This window comes from Serratia rhizosphaerae (assembly GCF_009817885.1).
Lineage (GTDB): Bacteria > Pseudomonadota > Gammaproteobacteria > Enterobacterales > Enterobacteriaceae > Serratia_B > Serratia_B rhizosphaerae.
The window spans coordinates 512,592-533,991 of record NZ_CP041764.1; the positions used below are offsets into that span (position 1 = coordinate 512,592).

Consider the following 21,400-nt stretch of genomic DNA (forward strand, 5'->3'; position numbering starts at 1 on the left):
CCATGGCTGACTTCAATACCCCGATCAACTGGGCCGACTGCAGCGCCGAACAGCGCGATGCCCTGCTGATGCGTCCGGCGATTTCCGCCTCGGACAGCATCAGCGCCACGGTGCGCGGCATCCTCGACAATGTAAAAAGCAACGGCGACCGCGCCCTGCGTGAGTACAGCGCCAAGTTTGACAGCGTCGAGGTCGACGCCCTGCGCGTCACGCCGCAGCAGATTGCCGCAGCCGCCGCCCGGTTAGACGATGATATCAAGCAGGCGATGGCCGTTGCCGTCGGCAACGTGACCACCTTCCACAACGCGCAGCAACTGCCGCCGGTCGATGTTGAAACCCAGCCGGGCGTGCGCTGCCAGCAGGTGACGCGGCCGATTGATTCGGTCGGCCTCTATATCCCCGGCGGCTCCGCGCCGCTGTTTTCTACCGTGCTGATGCTGGCGACCCCGGCGCACATCGCCGGCTGCCGCCGCGTGGTGCTGTGCTCGCCGCCGCCGATCGCCGATGAGATTCTGTATGCGGCGCAGCTGTGCGGCGTGCAGGAAGTGTTTCAGGTCGGCGGCGCGCAGGCGATTGCCGCCATGGCGTTCGGCACCGAGTCCGTACCGCAGGTCGATAAAATCTTCGGGCCGGGCAACGCCTTCGTCACCGAAGCCAAACGCCAGATCAGCCAGCGTCTCGACGGCGCGGCGATCGATATGCCGGCCGGTCCGTCAGAAGTGCTGGTGATTGCCGACGGCGGCGCCACGCCGGCGTTTGTCGCCTCCGATCTGCTGTCGCAGGCGGAGCACGGCCCGGATTCGCAGGTGATTCTGCTGACGCCGGACGCCGCGATGGCGCAGGCGGTGGCGGAAGCGGTGGAACAGCAGCTGGCGGCGCTGCCGCGTGCGGAAACCGCCCGTCAGGCGCTCGCCGCCAGCCGTCTGATCGTGACGCGCGATCTGGCCGAATGCGTCAGCATCAGCAACCGCTACGGCCCGGAGCACCTGATAATTCAGACGCGCAACGCGCGCGACCTGGTCGACAACATCACCAGCGCCGGCTCGGTGTTTCTCGGCGACTGGTCGCCGGAATCTGCCGGCGACTACGCCTCCGGCACCAACCACGTGCTGCCGACCTACGGTTACACTGCCACCTGCTCCAGCCTGGGGCTGGCGGATTTCCAAAAGCGCATGACGGTGCAGGAACTGACGCCGCAGGGCTTTATGAATCTGGCGGCCACCATTGAGCGGCTGGCCGCCGCCGAACAGCTAATTGCCCACAAAAACGCCGTGACCCTGCGCGTCGCCGCGCTGAAGGAGCAAGCATGAGCATTGAAAATCTGGCGCGCCAGAACGTGCGCGATCTGACGCCCTACCAGTCGGCGCGCCGCCTCGGCGGCAGCGGCGACGTGTGGCTCAACGCCAATGAGTATCCGCTGGCGCCCGACTTTCAGCCGGCAGCCGCAAACCTGAACCGCTACCCGGAGTGTCAGCCGGCGCAGGTGATCGCCCGTTACGCCGAGTATGCCGGCGTCAACCCGGATCAAGTGCTGGTCAGCCGCGGTGCGGATGAGAGTATCGAACTGCTGATTCGCGCCTTCTGCGAACCGGGGAAAGACGCCGTTTTATATTGCCCGCCGACCTACGGCATGTACGGCGTCAGCGCCGAAACCTTCGGCGTCGAGCGCCGTACCGTACAAGCCACGGCAGCGTGGCAGCTCGATCTGCCGGCGATTGCCGCCAGCCTTGACGGCGTCAAACTGATTTATGTCTGCAGCCCGAACAACCCGACCGGCAACCTGCTGGACCCGGATTCGCTGCGCGCGCTGCTGGAGATGGCCAAAGGCAAAGCCATTGTGGCGGTTGACGAAGCCTATATCGAGTTTTGCCCGCAGGCCAGCGTGGCCGGCTGGCTCAGTGATTATCCGCACCTGGCGATCCTGCGCACCCTGTCCAAAGCCTTTGCGCTGGCCGGACTGCGCTGCGGCTTTACGCTGGCGAACCCGGATCTGATCGCTCTGCTGCTGAAGGTGATCGCCCCCTACCCGCTCTCCAGCCCGGTGGCGGATATCGCCGCCCAGGCGCTCAGCGCCGAAGGCCTGCGCCTGATGCGCCAGCGCGTCGGCGAGATTGCCGGCAACCGTCTGTGGCTGCAGCAGGCGCTGGAAGCGTGCGACTGCGTCGAACAGGTCTTCACCAGCGACAGCAATTATTTGCTGGTGCGCTTCACCGCCGCCAGCAATGTGTTTAAAACCTTGTGGGATCAGGGCATTATCTTACGAGACCAAAACAAACAGCCTGGGCTGTCCGGTTGCCTGCGCATCACCATAGGCACCCGCGATGAATGCCAGCGCGTGATCGACGCGCTGCGCCCGCTGCCCGGAACCACCACGACTCGCCAGGAGCCACTGTGAGCCAGAAATATCTGTTTATTGACCGCGACGGCACGCTGATCGCCGAACCCCCTGAAGATTTCCAGGTCGATCGCCTGGATAAACTGGCGCTGGAGCCGGCGGTGATCCCTTCCCTGCTGGCACTGCAGGCGGCAGGCTATACCCTGGTGATGATCACCAATCAGGACGGGCTCGGCACCGCCAGTTTCCCGCAGGAAACGTTCGATCCGCCGCACAACCTGATGATGCAGATCCTGACTTCACAGGGGATCCGCTTTGAAGAGGTGCTGATCTGCCCGCACCTGCCGGCGGACAACTGCAACTGCCGCAAGCCAAAGACCGCGCTGGTGGAACGTTACCTGCAGCCGGGCGTGGTCGATAGCGAACGCAGCTATGTGATCGGCGACCGCCAGACCGATATTCAGCTGGCGGAAAATATGGGCATCCGGGGGCTTTTGTACCAGCGCGGCGCTCTAGACTGGCCGGCGATTACCCGTCAGCTGACCCAGCGCGATCGCCATGCGCACGTTAACCGCGCCACCAAGGAAACGCAGATCGAAGTGGACGTCTGGCTGGATCGCGAAGGCGACAGCAAGATCAAGACCGGCGTCGGTTTCTTCGATCATATGCTGGATCAGATCGCCACCCACGGCGGCTTCCGCATGAACATTCAGGTCAACGGCGATCTGTATATCGACGATCACCACACGGTGGAAGATACCGCGCTGGCGTTAGGTGAAGCGTTGCACAAGGCACTGGGCGACAAGCGCGGCATCGCACGTTTCGGCTTCGTGCTGCCGATGGATGAATGCCTGGCGCGCTGCGCCATGGATATCTCCGGCCGGCCGCACCTGGAGTATAAAGCCGAGTTCAACTACCAGCGTGTCGGCGATCTAAGCACCGAGATGATCGAACACTTCTTCCGTTCGCTCTCCTACACCATGGGCTGTACGCTGCACCTGAAAACCAAAGGCAAAAACGATCACCACCGGGCCGAGAGCCTGTTTAAAGCCTTTGGCCGCACCCTGCGCCAGGCGATTCGCGTCGACGGTAATACGCTGCCCAGCTCGAAAGGGGTGCTGTGATGAACGTGGTCATTCTGGATACCGGCTGCGCGAACCTCTCTTCGGTCAACTATGCGGTCAGACGGTTGGGTTACCAGCCTGAGGTCAGCCGCGACCCGGAGATCGTGCTGCGCGCCGACAAACTGTTTCTGCCCGGTGTCGGCACCGCCAAAGCCGCGATGGAGCAGCTGGTGCAGCGCGAGCTGATTGATCTTATCAAAGCCTGCACCCAGCCGGTGCTGGGTATCTGCCTCGGCATGCAGCTGCTGGCGGACAGCAGCGAAGAAAACGGCGGCGTCGACACGCTGGGAGTGCTCGACGTACAGGTGAAACAGATGGAGGCCGGCGGCCTGCCGCTGCCGCATATGGGCTGGAACCAGGTTTCCGCCCTGGCCGGCAGCCACCTGTTCCGCGGCATCGATGACGGCGCCTACTTTTACTTCGTCCACAGCTATGCGATGCCGATATGCCCGAACACCATCGCTCAGGCGAACTACGGCGCCCCCTTCACCGCCGCAGTGCAAAAAGACAACTTCTTCGGCGTGCAGTTTCACCCAGAACGTTCTGGAGCCGCCGGCGCGCAGTTAATGAAAAACTTTCTGGAGATGTAGGCAGCATGATTATCCCCGCATTGGATTTGATCGACGGCAAGGTGGTACGCCTGCATCAGGGCGACTACGGCCAGCAGCGCGACTACGGCAGCGATCCGCTGCCGCGCCTGCAGGATTATCAACAACAAGGGGCGCAGGTGCTGCACCTGGTGGATCTCACCGGAGCGAAAGACCCGAGCGCCCGTCAGCTGCCGCTGCTGCGCCAGCTGCTGGACGGCGTAACGGTGCCGGTACAGGTCGGCGGCGGCATCCGTAGTGAGCAGGACGTGGCGTCCCTGTTGGAAGCCGGCGCCAGCCGCGTGGTGATTGGCTCCACCGCCGTGAAACAGCCGGCGCTGGTGCAAAGCTGGTTTGAACGTTACGGCGCGGACGCGCTGGTGCTGGCGCTGGATGTGCGTATCGACGACGCCGGCAGCAAGCAGGTGGCAATCAGCGGCTGGCAGGAAAACTCTGACGCCACGCTGGAACAGGTGGTCGAGCAGTTTCTGCCCTATGGCCTGAAACACGTGCTGTGCACCGATATTTCACGCGATGGCACCCTGGCCGGCTCCAACGTGGCGCTGTATCAGGAAATCAGCCGTCGCTACCCGCAGGTGGCCTTCCAGGCTTCCGGCGGCATCGGCGGGCTGGATGATATCGCGGCGTTGCGCGGCAGCGGCGTGGAAGGCGTGATCGTCGGCCGGGCGCTGCTGGAAGGTAAATTTAGCGTTGAGGAGGCCATCGCATGCTGGCAAAACGGATAATTCCCTGCCTGGACGTCAAAGACGGGCAAGTGGTGAAAGGCGTGCAGTTCCGCAACCACGAGATCATCGGCGATATCGTGCCGCTGGCGCAGCGCTATGCTGAAGAAGGGGCAGACGAACTGGTGTTCTATGATATTACCGCCTCCAGCGACGGCCGCGTGGTGGATAAAAGCTGGGTGTCGCGCGTGGCGGAAGTGATCGATATCCCCTTCTGCGTCGCCGGCGGCATTAAAAGTGCCGATGACGCCAGCCAGATCCTGTCGTTCGGCGCCGACAAAATCTCCATCAACTCGCCGGCGCTGGCAGACCCGAGCCTGATCGGCCGGCTGGCCGAACGCTTCGGCGTGCAGTGCATCGTCGTTGGCATCGACACCTGGTATGACGAAAACAGCGGTAAGTACCATGTCAACCAATATACCGGTGATGAAAGCCGTACCCGCGTAACCCAGTGGGAGACGCTGGACTGGGTGCAGGAAGTGCAGAAGCGGGGCGCCGGGGAAATCGTGCTCAACATGATGAACCAGGACGGCGTTCGCAACGGCTACGATCTGGAACAGCTGCGCCGCGTACGTGAAGTGTGTAACGTGCCGCTGATCGCCTCCGGCGGCGCCGGCACCATGACCCACTTCCTGGAGGCCTTCCGCGACGCCAACGTCGACGGCGCGCTGGCGGCATCGGTGTTCCATAAACAAATCATCAATATCGGCGAACTGAAACGGTTCCTGGCCGATAACGGCGTGGAGATTCGCGTGTGTTAACCGAACAACAGAAAGCCCGGCTGGACTGGGAAAAAACCGATAACCTGATGCCGGTCATCGTTCAGCACGCCGTTTCCGGCGAGGTGCTGATGCTGGGCTATATGAACCAGGAAGCGCTGGCAACCACCGAAGCCAGCGGCAAGGTGACCTTTTACTCCCGCACCAAACAGCGTCTGTGGACCAAGGGCGAAAGCTCCGGGCATTTCCTCAACGTGATCAGCATCACGCCGGACTGCGATAACGATACGCTGCTGATTCTGGCGCAGCCTATCGGCCCGACCTGCCACCTGGGTAACAGCAGCTGCTTCCACCCGGCAGCCAGCGACTGGACCTTCCTGTATCAGCTGGAACAACTGCTGGCGGCACGCAAGCACGCCGACCCGAAAAGCTCGTATACTGCCAGTCTGTACGCCAGCGGCACCAAGCGCATCGCGCAGAAGGTGGGTGAAGAAGGCGTGGAAACCGCGCTGGCGGCCACGGTGAATGACCGCGAAGAGCTGACCAACGAGGCCTCGGATCTGATTTATCACCTGCTGGTGCTGCTGCAGGATCAGCAGCTGGATCTGAGCACGGTGATCGACCGGCTGCGCGAGCGTCACGCAAAATAAGCGCGCAAAAGTCCAGATAAAGAAAAAGCCGCAGAGGATTAACCCACTGCGGCTTTTTTATCAGCCGGGGCGTAAGGCCCCGGCTGAAAAAGTGACGATTATTCCATCCACTCGGTGTGGAACACGCCTTCTTTGTCGATACGTTTGTAGGTATGCGCACCGAAGTAATCGCGCTGAGCCTGGATCAGGTTAGCCGGCAGCACCGCAGAACGGTAGCTGTCGTAGTACGCGATGGCCGCGGAGAAGGTCGGCGTAGGGATGCCGTTCTGCACCGCATAGGAGACCACATCACGCAGCGCCTGCTGATAGTCGTCGGCAATCTGCTTGAAGTACGGAGCCAGCAGCAGGTTGGCGATGTCAGCGTTCTCCGCATAAGCATCGGTGATTTTCTGCAGGAACTGGGCGCGGATGATGCAGCCGGCACGGAAGATCTTGGCGATTTCGCCGTAGTTCAGATCCCAGTTGTTCTCTTTGGAAGCCGCTTTCAGCTGTGAGAAGCCCTGTGCATAGGAAACGATTTTACCCAGGTACAGTGCACGGCGCACTTTCTCGATAAATTCGGCTTTATCACCGCTGAAGGCCGCAACCTGCGGGCCGGTCAGCACTTTAGAAGCGGCAACGCGCTGATCTTTCAGTGAAGACAGGTAACGCGCGAAGACGGATTCGGTGATCAGCGACAGCGGTTCGCCCAGATCCAGCGAGCTCTGGCTGGTCCACTTACCGGTGCCTTTGTTTGCCGCTTCATCCAGGATCACATCAACCAGGTATTTACCTTCTTCATCTTTTTTAGTGAAGATGTCTTTGGTGATGTCGATCAGGTAGCTGTTCAGCTCGCCTTTGTTCCACTCGGCAAAGGTATCCGCCAGCTCTTCGTTGCTCAGGTTCAGCGCCTGCTTCAGCAGCGAGTAGGCTTCAGCAATCAGCTGCATATCACCGTATTCGATGCCGTTGTGCACCATTTTCACATAGTGGCCGGCGCCGTCTGCGCCAATGTAGGTCACACAAGGCTCGCCTTCGGCGACGGCAGCGATCTTCTCAAGGATTGGCGCAACCAGCTCGTAAGCTTCTTTCTGGCCGCCAGGCATGATGGAAGGCCCTTTCAGCGCGCCCTCTTCGCCGCCGGAAACGCCGGTGCCGATAAAGTTGAAGCCCTGGTCAGACAGCTCGCGGTTACGACGAATGGTGTCCTGATAGTAGGTGTTGCCGCCATCGATCAGGATGTCACCTTTATCCAGGTGTGGAGTCAGGGAAGCGATGGTTTTGTCAGTCGCTTCGCCCGCTTTTACCATCAGCAAAATGCGGCGCGGTTTTTCCAGAGACTCAACAAACTCTTCAACGCTGTAGTAAGGAGCCAGGTTTTTGCCTGGGTTCTCAGCAATCACTTCATCAGTCTTATCGCCTGAACGGTTGAAGATGGAAACGGTGTAGCCACGGCTCTCGATGTTCAGTGCCAGATTGCGGCCCATTACCGCCATGCCGACAACGCCGATTTGTTGCTTGGACATTTAGTCACTCCTGTCTGAAGATAACCCTGCTAACAGCTCTCGGCTAACAGGTTTTGTGATGTGGCCCACATGTTAACTCAGGTTTGCGGGTGGTGGGTAGTGATTGGTGCGATAGATAAAGAGTAACAACACCCTGACATACAACGTGATTATTACAGCAAAATATAAATTATAGGAATAATCTTAGCAAAAAAGGGATTGCTTATATTACAGACATGCAGATAAAGCCCTATTGATACCCCCAGAAGATACTGTACAATTCAGCGGTTTATAATAATTAGGGATAGGAAAGTGCGCTCAATTTCCAGTTTTTTTACTTTATTTTTCATTGCATTAGCAATGTTAGGTACTGTTAAAGTCTACATCGGCGGCAATCTTAATTGGCTAATTCTGTTATTACTACTAGGTGTTGCTACGGTAACATCATTAGCAAGTTCTCAGAATTCCCTCAAGGAATTACTAAGAACACGCTTGAGCGTCCTGAAGCACTATAAATGGATGCTGGGTGGCTGGGTACTGTTTATCACAGGTATCTTTATTGCCGCCTTAATGAACGACGGCACGGGTTTATATACCGTAGTAAAATATCTGCTGTTCGTGTTCGTTATCTTGTCACTGTTGCTGATCTCACCGCTGACGCCAGCGCTGCTGGAAAAGGCGCTGAATGTTTCGCTGATTGTCTCTCTCGTCCCGCTGTTGGTTTTCGCCGTATTGCGACAGACGGACTATATGTTGGTACTTGGCGATGGCCGTATGGGATGGTTAGCCAGCTGGCCGGGCGTGATCTGGAAAGCCGGCGCTTACGCATGGCCTTTCATTGCCTGGCGTTGCCTGAAGAAAACCAGCTGGCGCAACCTGTTGTTAGCCTTTTGCGCGATTTTGGTTATGGCGCTCGACGGTAGCCGTACATCCATGCTTTGGATGGCGTTAGTCTGGTGCGCGCTGGCGGTGATTGCCCTGTTCGCCAAGATCCCAGGCAAAGGCATTAAAGGCCATATCGCCCTTCTGGTTATCACCCTCTTTTCATTCACCGTACTGCAGCCAACGCTGCTGGGCTGGGTATGGGGTAAATATGACCCGCTTATCGTTGAATTAATGACCGAGAAGAAGGATGTCAATGACCCGGCGTCCAATGAGCCAGACGCTGAAGACGCCAACGACAGCACGGCTGAAATCATCATGGATAACCTGGGTGATACAGTAAAAAAAGCACTCTCGGCGCCAAAAGAAGATGCAACGGCGGATCGCCTGATCAAAGGCGACAACGCAACCCGTTTAGAGATGATTCAGACCGGGTGGCATAAAGCGGTTGCGACGTTCCCGTGGGGCGGGGGCTTCGGCTCAACGCGGGTGGCCGATAACGATGTCACCAGCGTGATACATATGACTTATGTACAACTCCTGGCGGATGAAGGTGTACTTTCCTTTACCGGCTACCTGTTGATCATTCTGATTCCGCTATTTGCCGGCCTAAAATTTGTTTTCGCAGGTCGTGAAACGTTTATCGAGCGCTTTGAACTGATGCTCGCCCCCCTCTCTGTCCTGGCCTTGTTTGCCATGATGGGATGTTTCCACCCATTGAGTAATGAACTCACAGAATGGGGTGTCGTACTGGTCGCCATTACGCTGGTGATGACTCATGTCACGCATCGCAAGTAATACGTTCTGGCTAATGCTGGCGCAAATCGGGGGATTGTTTATTCCCCTGATTGAACTGCCCGTGTTAGCCCGGGCGCTGGGTCAACAAAGCTATGGCCAGGTGCTTTATGCCTTGGGTATCGCCTTGACCGCCTCCGTGTTCGTTGAGTTCGGCTTCAATTTCAGCGCAGCCCGCAGCCTGGTAAAAATAAAGGATCAACCACAGCAAATAGCACAGTTGGTGACCAATGTGCTCACCGCCAAGCTATTTCTCAGCCTGGTAGTCAGTGTTGCCGTCGCCCTGCTGATGTTTTCAGGCGTTGGGGCAACCGCCATACCTTCCCACTGGCTCCTGTGGATCTCGCTTTTTATCTTGGCCTTCGGCTTCACGCCTCTTTGGTATTATGTTGGCATTGAAAGGCTGATATTCCCGGCGCTGCTCGACCTGGCTTTACGCAGTACCGGGCTCCTGCTGACCGTCATCCTGGTTGCAGCCCCACAACACGCGCAGCGCGTGTTAACCATTCAGGCAACCGTTGGGATCATTAATACATTAGTACCGACGCTATTAATGATTCGCAAAACAGGCCTTGCCCCCGTGAGTTTCTTCGGGGCAAAACAGGTGCTACAGGAAAGCTGGGAGCTTTTCCTTTATAAAGGTGCGCAAAGCATCATGGGCTCGATAGCCTCTACCTTGCTGGGGTTGTTAGGCGGAGCCCGCGCCGTCGGTGCTTTCGTGCCGGCTGAAAAACTCGTACGGGCCGCCAGCGGCCTGGCGGCGCCGGTGCTGAATGCTGCATTTCCCCATCTGGTCAAGGTTCAGTCGGACTCCAGACATGCAGCCAAAAAAATTGTTGGTCTGACACTTTTAGCCTTAGCGGCGATGACGCTGATTTTTGCCTTATTAACCGTCTGGCTGGCACCTTGGGTGGTGAATATCGTCTTTGGTCCGGGCTACCAGGATGCGATTGAACTGTTAAGAATTCTGGTTTGGATTGTTCCGCTACGGATCTGCAGCATGGCGCTCGCCATTCTCTGGTTTATCCCTATAGGCAAGGAACGTGTTGCAAGCCGAGTCATGATGGTGAATATCATGATTATCTGCCTGCTGGCCTTCCTGTTAGTCCCGTCTCTCGGCGGGCTGGGAATGACGATCGCGTTCCTGAGCGCAGAAATCACCATGTTCGTGCTGTTAATGACATTTTTTTATAAATAAAAACAAATAATTAATTTCAGTTTTCCTCTGATAATGGGAGCCAGCTTGAGTCAGTTTAATCTGAGCGTAGTCATTACGACGTATAATCGTCCGGAACTTGTCCAACGTGCGGTAGCCTCTGTCGCTCAGCAACGCCGCGACGATTTCAACATTGAAATCATTGTTGTTGATGATGCATCGCCGTGCCCCCTGCCCCAATTTATGGAAACGGACATTGTCACCTACCAAATGCCGGTGAATGGCGGCCCAGGGCCAGCGCGTATGCAAGGACTCAGCCTGGCTCATGCTATGTGGGTCTTAATGCTTGATGATGACGATACATTAGAGCCGGATGCGGTTTCCCATTTGATGCCCCACTTGACCGATCCTGTATTGCAGCAGTACCCGGTTATGCAATTTGCTCGCACAAACGGCAAGCTTTGCGGCGATGACCGCGTCATCCATTTTGATGACTATCTGAGCGGGCAAATTACCGGGGACTTTGCGCCGATCTTTAATCGTGCCGTTTTCCTGCATACACAGCTTGGTTATCCCAACAACCGGGCCGGTGGAGAACACATTCTCTGGTGGCGATTGGCAATGGATTACGGCATCCCTACATTCTCCAAAATTTTGGTAACGCTCTATGATGATGCCCAGGAGCGCCTGACCCACTTCTCTTCGCAGGTCAAGAAAGCCGCTGACCATCAACAGCTCGCAGAAATAACGCTGACCGAATTTGGCGTTCAGTTGCAGACGGCCTATCCAACGGAGTATCAACGGGTATGCTTGGCCAGAATTACCTATAGCATGCTCAATAACCAGTGCCGTTCCGCGCGCAGCTACCTAACAACGGCACCGTTGGGAGGAAAAATGAAATCGGCGCTCTGGTTAATCACCTGGCTGCCACAGCCATTGATTAAAAAGCTATTTTTGTTTTATCGCCAACGGCAAGGATGAGAACATCATGCGTATAGACTACGTAATTACCGGTTTGGACATCGGCGGCGCAGAATTCCAGGTGGTCGCCCTGCTCGAGCGTCTGGTCCAGCGCGGGCACCAGGTCAGACTGATTTCGATGACGCCGCCGCGTGCCTTTAGCGAGCGCCTTGCATCCGCTGGCATTCCCGTTCATTCGCTGGATATGACCTCCGGATTACAGCTGCCGCAGGCGCTATGGCGACTGAAAACAATACTGCGCCAGTCACCGCCGGACATCCTGCACGGTCATATGGTTCATGCAAATATCATTGCGCGTTTAGCCCGTTTATTTATTCCCGGGCTTAATGTTATCAGCACCGCCCATAACACCCGGGAAGGCGGCAAACTGCGCGACTGGGCCTATCGGCTGACTAACCCGCTCAGCCATTTGAATACCACCATCAGTGCAGCGGCGACTCGCCGATTTACGGAGGAAAAAGTCTTTCCGATTCACAATACCCAGACTATTTTTAACGGTATTGATACGGAAAAGTTTCACGCCAATGATGCGCCCACCCCGCCAGCAAAACCGTTCCGCTGGCTGGCCGTTGGCAGATTGATGGAACAGAAAGATTACCCTACCATGCTCGCGGCGTTTGGCCTTTTGCCTGACAGCCGGTTACTTATTGCAGGACAAGGGCCTTTACTGCCCCAGTTGCAAGACCAGGTCAGCCAATTAGGTTTGAAAGATCGCGTAGAATTCTTGGGGGTGCGTCATGATGTTGATGAGTTGTACCGGCACGTCGACGGTTTTGTCCTGTCTTCCGAGTGGGAGGGCTACGGGCTGGTCGTTGCCGAAGCCATGGCGTCGAAACTGCCCGTAGTGGTGACTGACAGCGGCGGTCCGGGAGAGATCGTGGGTAACGATGGCTCCGCGGGCCTCCTTGTTCCTATTAAAGATCCCCAGGCGCTGGCCAATGCTTTAGCAGCGATTGAAGCAATGCCGCTTGCCAGCCGCTATGATATGGGTTGCAAGGCGAGAGAAAAAATTCAAAAAAATTTCTCTCTCAACCAGATAGTGACCCAATGGGAAAATATTTACACAGAATTAAACAAAAATAATAAATAATTCAGTGAGTTATAGATAAGGTTTTAAATGAAAATCGTATTGATAGGCACCACAGCAAACTGCGTTGTCGGCTTTCGCGCCGATATGATCAAGTCTCTTCATCAGCAGGGGCATACGGTGTATGCATTAGCCCTGAATTATGATGCAACCACGCGCGCTCAGGTTAAAGCGTTAGGTGCAACCCCGGTAGATTATCGTTTCAGCCGAACCGGGTTAAACCCGATACGTGATATTATCGACACCATTGCGCTGAGCAAACTCCTTAAAAAGCTCAATCCCGACCTTGTCTTTTCCTATTTTTCCAAGCCTTGCATCTTCGGTACGCTGGCGGCATCGCTGGCCGGCGTCAAAAAACGCTATGCGATGCTTGAAGGGTTAGGTTATCTGTTTACCGAGAAACCGGAGGGCGTTAGCCTGAAGGTAAAACTGCTTAAGAAAATCCAGATTGCGCTGTACCGCTTTGCCTTTCCTAAACTTGACGCATTGATCGTTTTAAATCCGGACGACCGCCGTGATTTGATGGAAAAGTCTGGCGTTAAAGTTAAAAAGGTACATGTTTTAGGCGGGATCGGATTAAATCTGGCTGACTATCCTTTCTCTGCGCCGCCCGTAGACCCCGTATCCTTTATCTTTATTGCCCGCCTGCTGGTCGAAAAAGGCGTTTATGAATATGTATCCGCAGCGAAAAAAGTAAAACAGCGTTACCCTGACGTTCAGTTCTATATGTTAGGTGCGGTGGACACGCATAACCCTGGCAGCCTCACGGAACAGCACCTGGCCCAGTTGATTAAAGACGACGTGATTAATTATCCAGGTCATGTCAATGATGTTCCCTCATGGATCGCCAAAGCCAGCGTATTCGTACTGCCCTCTTACCGTGAAGGGTTACCACGCAGTACGCAAGAAGCAATGGCAATGGGACGCGCCGTACTCAGCAGCGATGTACCCGGCTGTCGCGAAACGGTGGTGCAAGGCGTGAACGGCTTTTTAGTCGAGCGCTGGTCCTCTGATGCTTTGGTGGAGAAGATGATTAGCTTTATCGAAAACCCACAAAAGATTATTGACATGGGCCAGGCCAGCTACCAGATCGCACAAGACAATTTTGATGCCGAGAAGGTCAACTCGCGTTTGCTGGAAATCCTGGATTTACGCTAGGCATGAAGTCGCGCAGGCACCAGCAAGACCTAAAAAAAGCCAGCAATGCTGGCTTTTTCAGTCATGATTATTTTTTATAACCCTGAGGATTATTTTTTTGCCAGTTCCAGGCGTCATGCATCATCTCATTAAGATTGCGTTTCGCCCGCCAGTCTAACTTTTCAGCAGCCAGAGCAGGATCGGACCAACACTCGGCAATATCGCCAGGGCGGCGAGGGACAATCTGGTAAGACACTTTTCGTCCTGATGCATCTTCAAATGCGGCAACCATTTCCAACACGGAATAGCCTTTTCCCGTCCCTAAATTATATACGGTGAACCCTTCAGTAATATGGTCAATAGCTTTGAGGTGCCCTTCGGCCAGATCCATAACATGGATATAATCACGGACGCCGGTTCCGTCTGCGGTAGGGTAGTCATCACCAAAAACAGACAGTTTCTCCAACTTACCAATCGCAACCTGAGCAATATAAGGTAAAAGGTTATTAGGGATCCCATTAGGATCTTCGCCAATCATGCCAGACTCGTGGGCGCCGACTGGGTTGAAATAGCGCAATGCCGTGATCGCAAACTGGGGTTCCGCAGCGGCGAAATCTTGCAGGATCTGTTCAACCATCAGTTTCGACGTGCCGTATGGGTTGGTTGTACCGCCCACCCGAGAGGTTTCGACCAGAGGGGTGTGTTCGGGTGTGCCGTACACCGTCGCCGAAGAGCTGAAAATAAACTGGTGTACGCCGGCGTCACGCATCGCCTGCAGCAGTACCAGGGTTCCGGCCACGTTGTTTTGATAATATTCCAACGGTTTACGCGTCGACTCACCGACGGCCTTCAGACCGGCGAAATGGATAACGGAGGTGATTTGATGGGCATCGAAGATACGCTTGAGGCACTGCTCATCAAGAATATCGCCTTGATAGAACACGGCGGTCTTGCCGGTCAGTTGTTCGACACGATGTAAGGATTCTTCTGAAGAATTGGACAGATTGTCCAGAACAACAACCTCTTCCCCGCGCTCAAGCAGTGCCAAAACCGTGTGCGAACCGATATAACCTGCACCGCCGGTAACCAAAATCGCCATAATCGCTCCTTAATATGCGCTTCTTAACAGCGCCAAAACTATAAGTGTACGGCTGTTACTTTACACCCGATAAGCACTTTTCACATCAAACCACGTTTGAAATCGGCCATTACTATAACCTTTTATGCGGTTACTCGGGAAAGTTTTCAGATAAGACCGAATGGCCGGGGCAACGTTCACCCGGCCATTCGGAGAGCGGTTAGGATTGGTAGGTAAAGTATTGCGCAATGCGCTTGATATCTTTCTCATCAAAGGTCCCGGAATCACTCAACAGCGAAATCCAGGACTTGATGTAGGTATATTTTGCTGACGCGAGATCACGCTGGGCGGAGTACAGCTGTTGTTCGGCGTTCAGGACGTCAACGTTGACGCGCTGCCCGGCCAGTACGCTTTTACGCGTGGCTTCAACCTGGGTGGTGGCCGATTTCACCGCCAGTTCATAGGCTGCCAGCTTCGCTCGGCTGCTGATACACTGATTGAATTGCTTACGCAAATCGTTAAGCGTCGTGCCCACCTGCGCATCCATCTCATACATCGCCTGGCCATAGCGCGCTGCCGCCTGACGCGTCGATGCCGCTACCCCGCCGCCGGAGTAGAGCGACATGCTGACACGCAGGCCGATACTGTCAGTACGGTATTTTTGGTTAATGGTGTTATCGCTGCTGGAGTCATTTTCCGAGTGCGATGCGTACAGCTGCACCTGCGGCATAAAGCCGGCGCGGTTGCGCTCTACGTCATACTTGGCCGCATCGACCCCATGACGCGATGCCGCCAGCTCAGGATTATTTTTCAGCGCCAGCTTCTGCCAGTCTTCAAACTTTGACGGGCTCAGGGGAACCACATTGAACTTACCGGGCTTGAGAATCTGCAGCCCGTCCAGTTGCTCCAGCGGTACGCCGATGATCACTTCTAAATCCCGCTGGGCGGAGTCCAGCGCATCGCGCGCTTCGATCTCCTGCGCCACCGCCAGGCTGTAACGCGCCTGGGTTTCAGACAGGTCGGTTACCGTGCCCTCGCCGGCGGCAAGCAGGCGATCGTTGAGCGCCAGCTGTTCTTGATAGGCGGTTTTCTGCGCCACCGCCAACGCAATCTGATCCTTGGCGTACGCCACTTCCACGTACGCCGTGATGACCCTGACCGCTAAATCGAACAGCTTGCCGCGATAGCGTTCATCCGACACCAAGGTCTGCGCAATGCCCGCCTTATAACGTGCATAGGCTTCATAGTCGAATAATGCCTGCGTCAGGGTGACCGAGCCAGCATAACTGCGGTACTGCTGCCGCTTGGTGACATCAGAAACCCGACCCAAAATATCCGACTGCTGATACTTTTGCGTCTGCCAGTTACGCGGTGCATTTTGATAACTCAGTGAAACCTGAGGCAGCAGCCCTGCCCGACCGATCTTTTCATTCTCATCTCCGGCCTGCTTCTCCTTCAACGCCGCCTGATAGGTCGGATCTTTCTCAAGTGCTAACGCATAGGCGTCCAGTATTCCCAATGCATGGGCCGGCGCAGACATCGCCAGTAATAAGGGACCGGCCGCCAGGCCGGTCACCTTCCATGGAAATCGAATCAAAATTATTCCTCAGTCAATGAAGTATGAGCGCGATCCAAAATCGGTTTGAACAGATAGCTCAACAGAGAGCGAGAACCCGTTTTCACAAACACTTCTACCGGCATGCCTGGCCTGATCTCTTCGGTGTTCAGCAGCTTCATGCCTTCCGGCGTCACCGTTGCCCGCATCTGGTAGTAAGGTTCGCCATTGGCTTTATCCACCAGACGGTCTGCGGAAATCAGCGTCACCGTGCCGGGGATTTTCGGCGTTTTATTTTGATTAAATGCCGTGAACATCAGGTCAACCGGCAGGCCGTTATAGACTTTATCGATCAGATCCACTTTCAGTCGGGCATCAACAACCAGCGTCGCCTGACTTGGCACCACGTCCAGCAGATGATCGCCCGCTGCCACGACGCCGCCCTGAGTAAAGATATTCAGCCCCACAACCGTGCCCGTGACCGGGGCGGTGATCTCTGTGTTGCCCAGATCGAAGTTCGCCATTTGCAGTTTGTTGCGGTATTCGCTGGTATCCATCTGTGACTGCGCCAGCTGTGTCCTGACTTCCCGCTGATAGTCAGCCAGACGCTGGTCAATCTTTTGTTGCGACTCCAGCAGCTGTTTTTCCAACTGGCCGATGCGCCCCAGCGTTTCATCAATACCGCCGTTCACTTCAGCAAACTGGCGTTGAATTTCCAGATAGCGGTTGCGCGGCAAATAGCCGTCGGCCGCCAGCGACTTCATGCTGTTCATCTGTTCGCGCAGAGTGGACAGCTGAATTCTTTTATTGGCCAGAGAATCCTTCGAGCCTTTCAGTTGGAAGCGGATGCCGTCCATAGACTGCTTATAACCATCAATTTCGCTTTTCAAGCCCTGACGACGGGAGGTAAACAGCTGCTGCTGCAATGCCAGAATCTCCGCCACTCGCGGCTCTTTTTGCACCGCCTTCAGTATCGGGGAGAAGGTGACGTTCTCATGGCCATCCCGTTCGGCCAGCAGTCGCCCTACCGACGCCAGGGTGGTGTAATATTGATCGCGCAAGGAATCCACCTGCGCCTGTACCTGCGTCTGGCTGAGTTTCACCAGCACCTGGCCGGCCTTGACCTTCTCGCCTTCGCTCACCAGAATATTTTTGATGATGCCGCTGGCCGGCGCCTGTACCGTTTTACGGTTGCCGGACACAATCACCGAACCGGAAGACGCCACCCCTTTATCCAGCGGCGCCAACGCTGCCCAGGCTAAAAAACCCACCACCCCAACCAGAATGACCAGCCACCCCATACGGGTGTAGCGCCGTTCATCCAGGGGAAGCAGGCCGTTACTCGCTCTCCCTGCATCACTAATTTGCGTAGACATTACCACTCCTTCAAACACATCCGGCCGCTGCCGGGATGTACACCAATTTTAATGAGTCTGTGTTTTTGCCGTATTTTCTTGCTCAAGTTCGCCGTTGACCGCCTGGGCATTCGGCTGCACCGGCGATTTTTGCGCCTGTGAAAGCGCCTGAATCACCTGCTGAGTACCGCCAAAGGCATTAACCTGACCATTGGTCAGCAACAGCAGTTTATTGGTCATTGAGAGCAAATTGGTACGGTGGGTAATTAACACCACGGTGGTTTTCCGTTGATGAAGTGTCTGAATGGCGTGGTTAAGCGCGCGTTCCCCGACATCATCCAGGTTGGAGTTCGGCTCATCAAGCACCACTAATGAAGGCTCGCCATACAGCGCCCGCGCCAGGCCGATCCTTTGCTTCTGGCCGCCGGACAGCCCGGCGCCGCCATTGCCGATAATAGAGTCGTATCCTTTAGGGAAACGCAGAATCATGTCATGCACGCCGGCCAGCTTGGCAGCTTCCAGGACTTTCTCTGCATCCACCTCATTAAAACGGGCAATATTTTCCGCGATAGTGCCGGCAAACAGCTCGATATCCTGTGGCAGGTAGCCAATATGCGGCCCCAATTCATCTTTGTTCCACTGATATATATCAGCACCGTCCAGCCGCACAATGCCGGAAGAAACGGGCCAGATACCGACCAACAGACGCGCCAGCGTCGATTTTCCGGAAGCGCTCGGCCCGATGATGCCCAACACATCCCCTGCCTGCAGCGCAAAACTCACGTTATGCAACACCGCAGGCACCTGCGAGCCCGGCGGGGCCGCGGTGACGTTTTCTACGGACAGTTCACCAACCGGACGTGGTAATGACATTCCTTCACCGCGTTGCGGGTGGGCGTCCAACAGCTGCACCAACCGGTTATAGGAAAGCTTGGCCGAGCTGTAACTTTTCCAGACGTTAATCACCTGCTCAATCGGCGCCAGCGTCCGCCCCATCAGAATAGAGCCGGCAATCATCATGCCGGGAGTAATATGCCCGTCAATCGCCAGCCAGCCGCCCAGCCCCAGTACCAGAGACTGCAAGGAGAGACGAACAAACTTGGTGATCGAGGTGACCCGTGCCGAACGCTCGCTGGCAATACGCTGATTATTCAGAAAACGCTGATGCAGGCCGAACCAACGACGCTTCAGGTTCGGTAACATCCCGAGCGCCTCAATCACCTCGGCGTTACGCAAGTTGGTGCTTGCCAGATTGCCGGACATGATCGACAGTTTGCTGGCTTCCCCCAACGGCTTGCGGGACAACACTTCGTTCATGACGGCCAACGCAATCAGCAGCAGCGAGCCAACCAGCGCAAACAAACCCAACCACGGATTAAAGAGGAAAATAACGAGGAGATAAATGGGGAACCAGGGAGCATCAAAGAAGGCGAAGAGCGCGCTGCCAGTGAGAAATTGGCGTACGGTGGTCAAATCATTCAACATTTGCCCGGCGTCCGAGGAGCCATTTTTCAGATTAGACTCGAACGCTGCGGTATAAATTCGCGTATTCAGCTGCATATCCAACTGGCTGCCAATACGTATGACCACCATGCTGCGCACGTACTCCAGTAATGCCATTACGCCAAACATGGATAACATAATCAGCGTCAGCATCAGCAACGTAATTTCGTTACGGGAAGGCAATGCGCGATCATAGACTTGCAGCATATAGATCGAAGGCACCAACATCAGTAAGTTGATTAATGCAGTGAATATGCCAAGAGTCCAGAACACCTTGCTACGCGCACGTATTACAGCAGCTATCTCATTATAGGGTAACGTTGGGGTCACACTAATCCCTCTTACAAACTACGGTTATGGTTGGTAGTTTAACTGACGGCACTGCGTTACCCGGTTATAAAATAACCAGGCTACGCAGTGTGCAAGAACTGAGATTAACTATGGTAGAGGGATCGGGATATGGCAAGGTTTCAGGAAGGAAAAATTTAAAAAATAAAGATTTACAACTTAATGATTAGTCTCAAAGGTAAAACTGGCGAATAAAAAAACAATTCCTAACTGTTTTAATCGAAAAAAGAATAAAAAATAGGCAGAGTAAAAACTCTGCCTATCAAGGACTAACAGTAAAAAAAACTATTTTTGTAAACCATGAAAGAAAATAAAACCATATGGCTTATTTGTCGTTAGGCATCGGTGCATAACTCGCTGCCATCTGCGGTAGATTTGAAGAGAAATATTGCCCCTTCACCGTTTTCCAATCAGGCTTTTCATTGGTATAAATAGCTATCGGTTTATCATCCAGGCTGATGCCTTTCGAAATGTCCCCTTTCTTCTCCGTGTCAAGGTTCCAGTGTTCAATCGTCACATCGCCTTTAATACCGGCAACGGTGACCGGTTGAACCTTCGCATGCTTGGGTGGATTCTTCCACATCAAGATGGTGTATTTTTTGTCAGTATCGTTACGGTTCGATTGCAGCACGTAAGCTTCAACATCGGGTGCCGGATTAGCCATATACAGCAGATGTTTGCCTTTCATCGCGTCCACCGCCATTGCGTAGGCCAACAGACGGATTTTCGGCTGCCAGTCGTCATCAAACAAACCAAAATAATACAGTTTATTGTTGATATAGCGATCTTTAGCCAAGAAGTAATCGACGCGCTTCATATCATAAACATAGAAACCGCGAGCGAATAGTTTGATCAAATCATAAGGATTGGACTGATAACGTCCGGAGGAGTTGGTATCAAGCTGTTCTGTATCTAATAATGGCTTGCCTTTCACGCCATATTTCGCCATAACGGAACGCATATACCCCGGCAAATCATCTGCACCAAACACAAAATGGTGCATAGAATACGCATCTGCGTATTTATCAATACCTAGCTTAAAGCTTTCATTGATAAAACGCCGGCCGCCACTCAAACCGCCTTTTATTGGCGAGCGCGCATAGGTCGCTGCAAAAGCCACCGTTTTAATATTTTGTCCGGACTTCTGTATCTGCTCCTTGAGCATTTTCATCTCTTTGACATACATGCCCGGCGTCGACTTCATCCACCATATGCTTGGTGCATCAACTTCATTACCCAACTCGGCATATTTAACGTTATAACCAGCCAGATGTTTTAACGTCACATCGAGATAATTTCTGTATTTCCCATAATATTTTGGATCCACGCCGGATAATTTATTATGCGCGACCGTGAACTGGGCCGGCGGGTAGCCAAACAGGAATAAATGGCTCATACCATACTTTTTCGCCATTTTGAGCTGGAAATCCACCTCGGTAAAATTGGTGGGGTTACCGTTTTTATCCGCCACCCGATGCCAGGCTGTTTCGGCACTGCGTAAGCTGTTCACACCGACGCGTGACAACAGTTCATATGCCTTTTCAATTTTTGCCCGATCGCCGGTCGATTTTACCGCCGGAATCTCCATCCCGTGCAGACCGAAATCAACACCATCATCCGCAGAAGCCTGGGAAAGCTTACGCTTCATCAACTTGTCGTACACATACTTCGATGAGCTATCGCTCAAGTCTTCACGGGTTTTTTTCATTTCCGTGTAATACATCGCCGTATCCGACGCAGCAAAGGCAGACGCCGAGTTCAGTGCTATAAATAGACAGGACAAGCTCAGCACGTTCCTACCTGCAGTGGGGTACAATCTCATATCACCTCTCCGAAAATTTGTTTACCGTAATCAAAGCACTCCCCCAAAGGTCCATCACG

The 21,400-nt window shown here is 54.6% G+C and carries 18 protein-coding genes; 12 read left to right on the top strand and 6 right to left on the bottom strand.

From position 1 onward, the window contains the following. Window positions 1-2: 2 nt before the first annotated feature. The 7 genes from hisD to hisIE are packed head-to-tail and all read left to right on the top strand — an operon-like array spanning window position 3 to window position 6,158. Window positions 3-1,310, top strand: coding sequence for a histidinol dehydrogenase (hisD, locus tag FO014_RS02400; RefSeq protein ID WP_160027513.1), 1,308 nt, complete (start codon window positions 3-5; stop codon window positions 1,308-1,310). Continuing rightward, window positions 1,307-2,395 (top strand): histidinol-phosphate transaminase, encoded by a 1,089-nt coding sequence (gene hisC, locus FO014_RS02405; protein ID WP_160027515.1) that lies wholly within the window; start codon window positions 1,307-1,309, stop codon window positions 2,393-2,395. Before hisD ends, hisC begins: the two co-directional genes overlap by 4 nt. Next, window positions 2,392-3,459 (top strand): bifunctional histidinol-phosphatase/imidazoleglycerol-phosphate dehydratase HisB, encoded by a 1,068-nt coding sequence (gene hisB / locus FO014_RS02410; protein WP_160027517.1) that lies wholly within the window; start codon window positions 2,392-2,394, stop codon window positions 3,457-3,459. Before hisC ends, hisB begins: the two co-directional genes overlap by 4 nt. Then, a complete protein-coding gene (gene hisH / locus FO014_RS02415) occupies window positions 3,459-4,049 on the top strand; it encodes an imidazole glycerol phosphate synthase subunit HisH (protein ID WP_160027519.1) in 591 nt (196 codons plus the stop codon). The genes hisB and hisH overlap by 1 nt, the downstream gene beginning before the upstream one ends. A gap of 5 nt (window positions 4,050-4,054) precedes the next feature. Next, window positions 4,055-4,792: a 1-(5-phosphoribosyl)-5-[(5-phosphoribosylamino)methylideneamino]imidazole-4-carboxamide isomerase gene (gene hisA / locus FO014_RS02420; protein WP_160027521.1), complete on the top strand. Its 738-nt coding sequence runs from the start codon at window positions 4,055-4,057 to the stop codon at window positions 4,790-4,792. After that, window positions 4,774-5,550 carry an imidazole glycerol phosphate synthase subunit HisF gene (gene hisF / locus FO014_RS02425; RefSeq protein WP_160027523.1) on the top strand — a complete coding sequence of 259 codons (777 nt, stop codon included), beginning with the start codon at window positions 4,774-4,776 and terminating at the stop codon, window positions 5,548-5,550. The genes hisA and hisF overlap by 19 nt, the downstream gene beginning before the upstream one ends. After that, a complete protein-coding gene (gene hisIE / locus FO014_RS02430) occupies window positions 5,544-6,158 on the top strand; it encodes a bifunctional phosphoribosyl-AMP cyclohydrolase/phosphoribosyl-ATP diphosphatase HisIE (RefSeq protein ID WP_160027525.1) in 615 nt (204 codons plus the stop codon). The genes hisF and hisIE overlap by 7 nt, the downstream gene beginning before the upstream one ends. 98 nt (window positions 6,159-6,256) lie before the next feature. Here hisIE and gndA read toward each other — a convergent pair whose 3' ends face one another. After that, window positions 6,257-7,663 carry an NADP-dependent phosphogluconate dehydrogenase gene (gndA, locus tag FO014_RS02435; RefSeq protein WP_111737439.1) on the bottom strand — a complete coding sequence of 469 codons (1,407 nt, stop codon included), beginning with the start codon at window positions 7,661-7,663 and terminating at the stop codon, window positions 6,257-6,259. 291 nt (window positions 7,664-7,954) lie between these two features. Here gndA and FO014_RS02440 point away from each other — a divergent pair, with 291 nt between their 5' ends. The 5 genes from FO014_RS02440 to FO014_RS02460 are packed head-to-tail and all read left to right on the top strand — an operon-like array spanning window position 7,955 to window position 13,701. Further along, window positions 7,955-9,322 carry an O-antigen ligase family protein gene (locus tag FO014_RS02440; protein WP_246168064.1) on the top strand — a complete coding sequence of 456 codons (1,368 nt, stop codon included), beginning with the start codon at window positions 7,955-7,957 and terminating at the stop codon, window positions 9,320-9,322. Beyond that, a complete protein-coding gene (locus FO014_RS02445) occupies window positions 9,303-10,517 on the top strand; it encodes an oligosaccharide flippase family protein (RefSeq protein WP_160027550.1) in 1,215 nt (404 codons plus the stop codon). The genes FO014_RS02440 and FO014_RS02445 overlap by 20 nt, the downstream gene beginning before the upstream one ends. A gap of 45 nt (window positions 10,518-10,562) precedes the next feature. Next, entirely contained in the window at window positions 10,563-11,456 is an 894-nt protein-coding gene (locus tag FO014_RS02450; protein ID WP_160027552.1) for a glycosyltransferase family 2 protein, read from the top strand. A gap of 7 nt (window positions 11,457-11,463) precedes the next feature. Beyond that, complete coding sequence (locus FO014_RS02455; RefSeq protein WP_160027554.1) at window positions 11,464-12,546, top strand: glycosyltransferase; 1,083 nt, start codon at window positions 11,464-11,466, stop codon at window positions 12,544-12,546. Between the two features lie 27 nt (window positions 12,547-12,573). Further along, window positions 12,574-13,701, top strand: coding sequence for a glycosyltransferase family 4 protein (locus FO014_RS02460; protein ID WP_160027556.1), 1,128 nt, complete (start codon window positions 12,574-12,576; stop codon window positions 13,699-13,701). A gap of 67 nt (window positions 13,702-13,768) precedes the next feature. Here the strand turns inward: FO014_RS02460 and galE are convergent, their stop codons facing one another. From galE to FO014_RS02485, 5 genes are all read right to left on the bottom strand, one after another. Continuing rightward, window positions 13,769-14,779 (bottom strand): UDP-glucose 4-epimerase GalE, encoded by a 1,011-nt coding sequence (galE, locus tag FO014_RS02465; protein WP_160027558.1) that lies wholly within the window; start codon window positions 14,777-14,779, stop codon window positions 13,769-13,771. 199 nt (window positions 14,780-14,978) lie between these two features. Next, entirely contained in the window at window positions 14,979-16,298 is a 1,320-nt protein-coding gene (locus FO014_RS02470) for a TolC family outer membrane protein (protein WP_425500824.1), read from the bottom strand. A 59-nt stretch (window positions 16,299-16,357) separates the two neighbouring features. Beyond that, window positions 16,358-17,689 (bottom strand): HlyD family type I secretion periplasmic adaptor subunit, encoded by a 1,332-nt coding sequence (locus tag FO014_RS02475; protein ID WP_160027562.1) that lies wholly within the window; start codon window positions 17,687-17,689, stop codon window positions 16,358-16,360. Window positions 17,690-17,737: 48 nt separating this feature from the next. Next, window positions 17,738-19,399 (bottom strand): type I secretion system permease/ATPase, encoded by a 1,662-nt coding sequence (locus FO014_RS02480; protein ID WP_425500761.1) that lies wholly within the window; start codon window positions 19,397-19,399, stop codon window positions 17,738-17,740. Between the two features lie 445 nt (window positions 19,400-19,844). After that, window positions 19,845-21,341, bottom strand: a complete 1,497-nt coding sequence (locus FO014_RS02485) for a hypothetical protein (RefSeq protein WP_160027566.1) — start codon at window positions 21,339-21,341, stop codon at window positions 19,845-19,847. Window positions 21,342-21,400 lie beyond the last annotated feature (59 nt).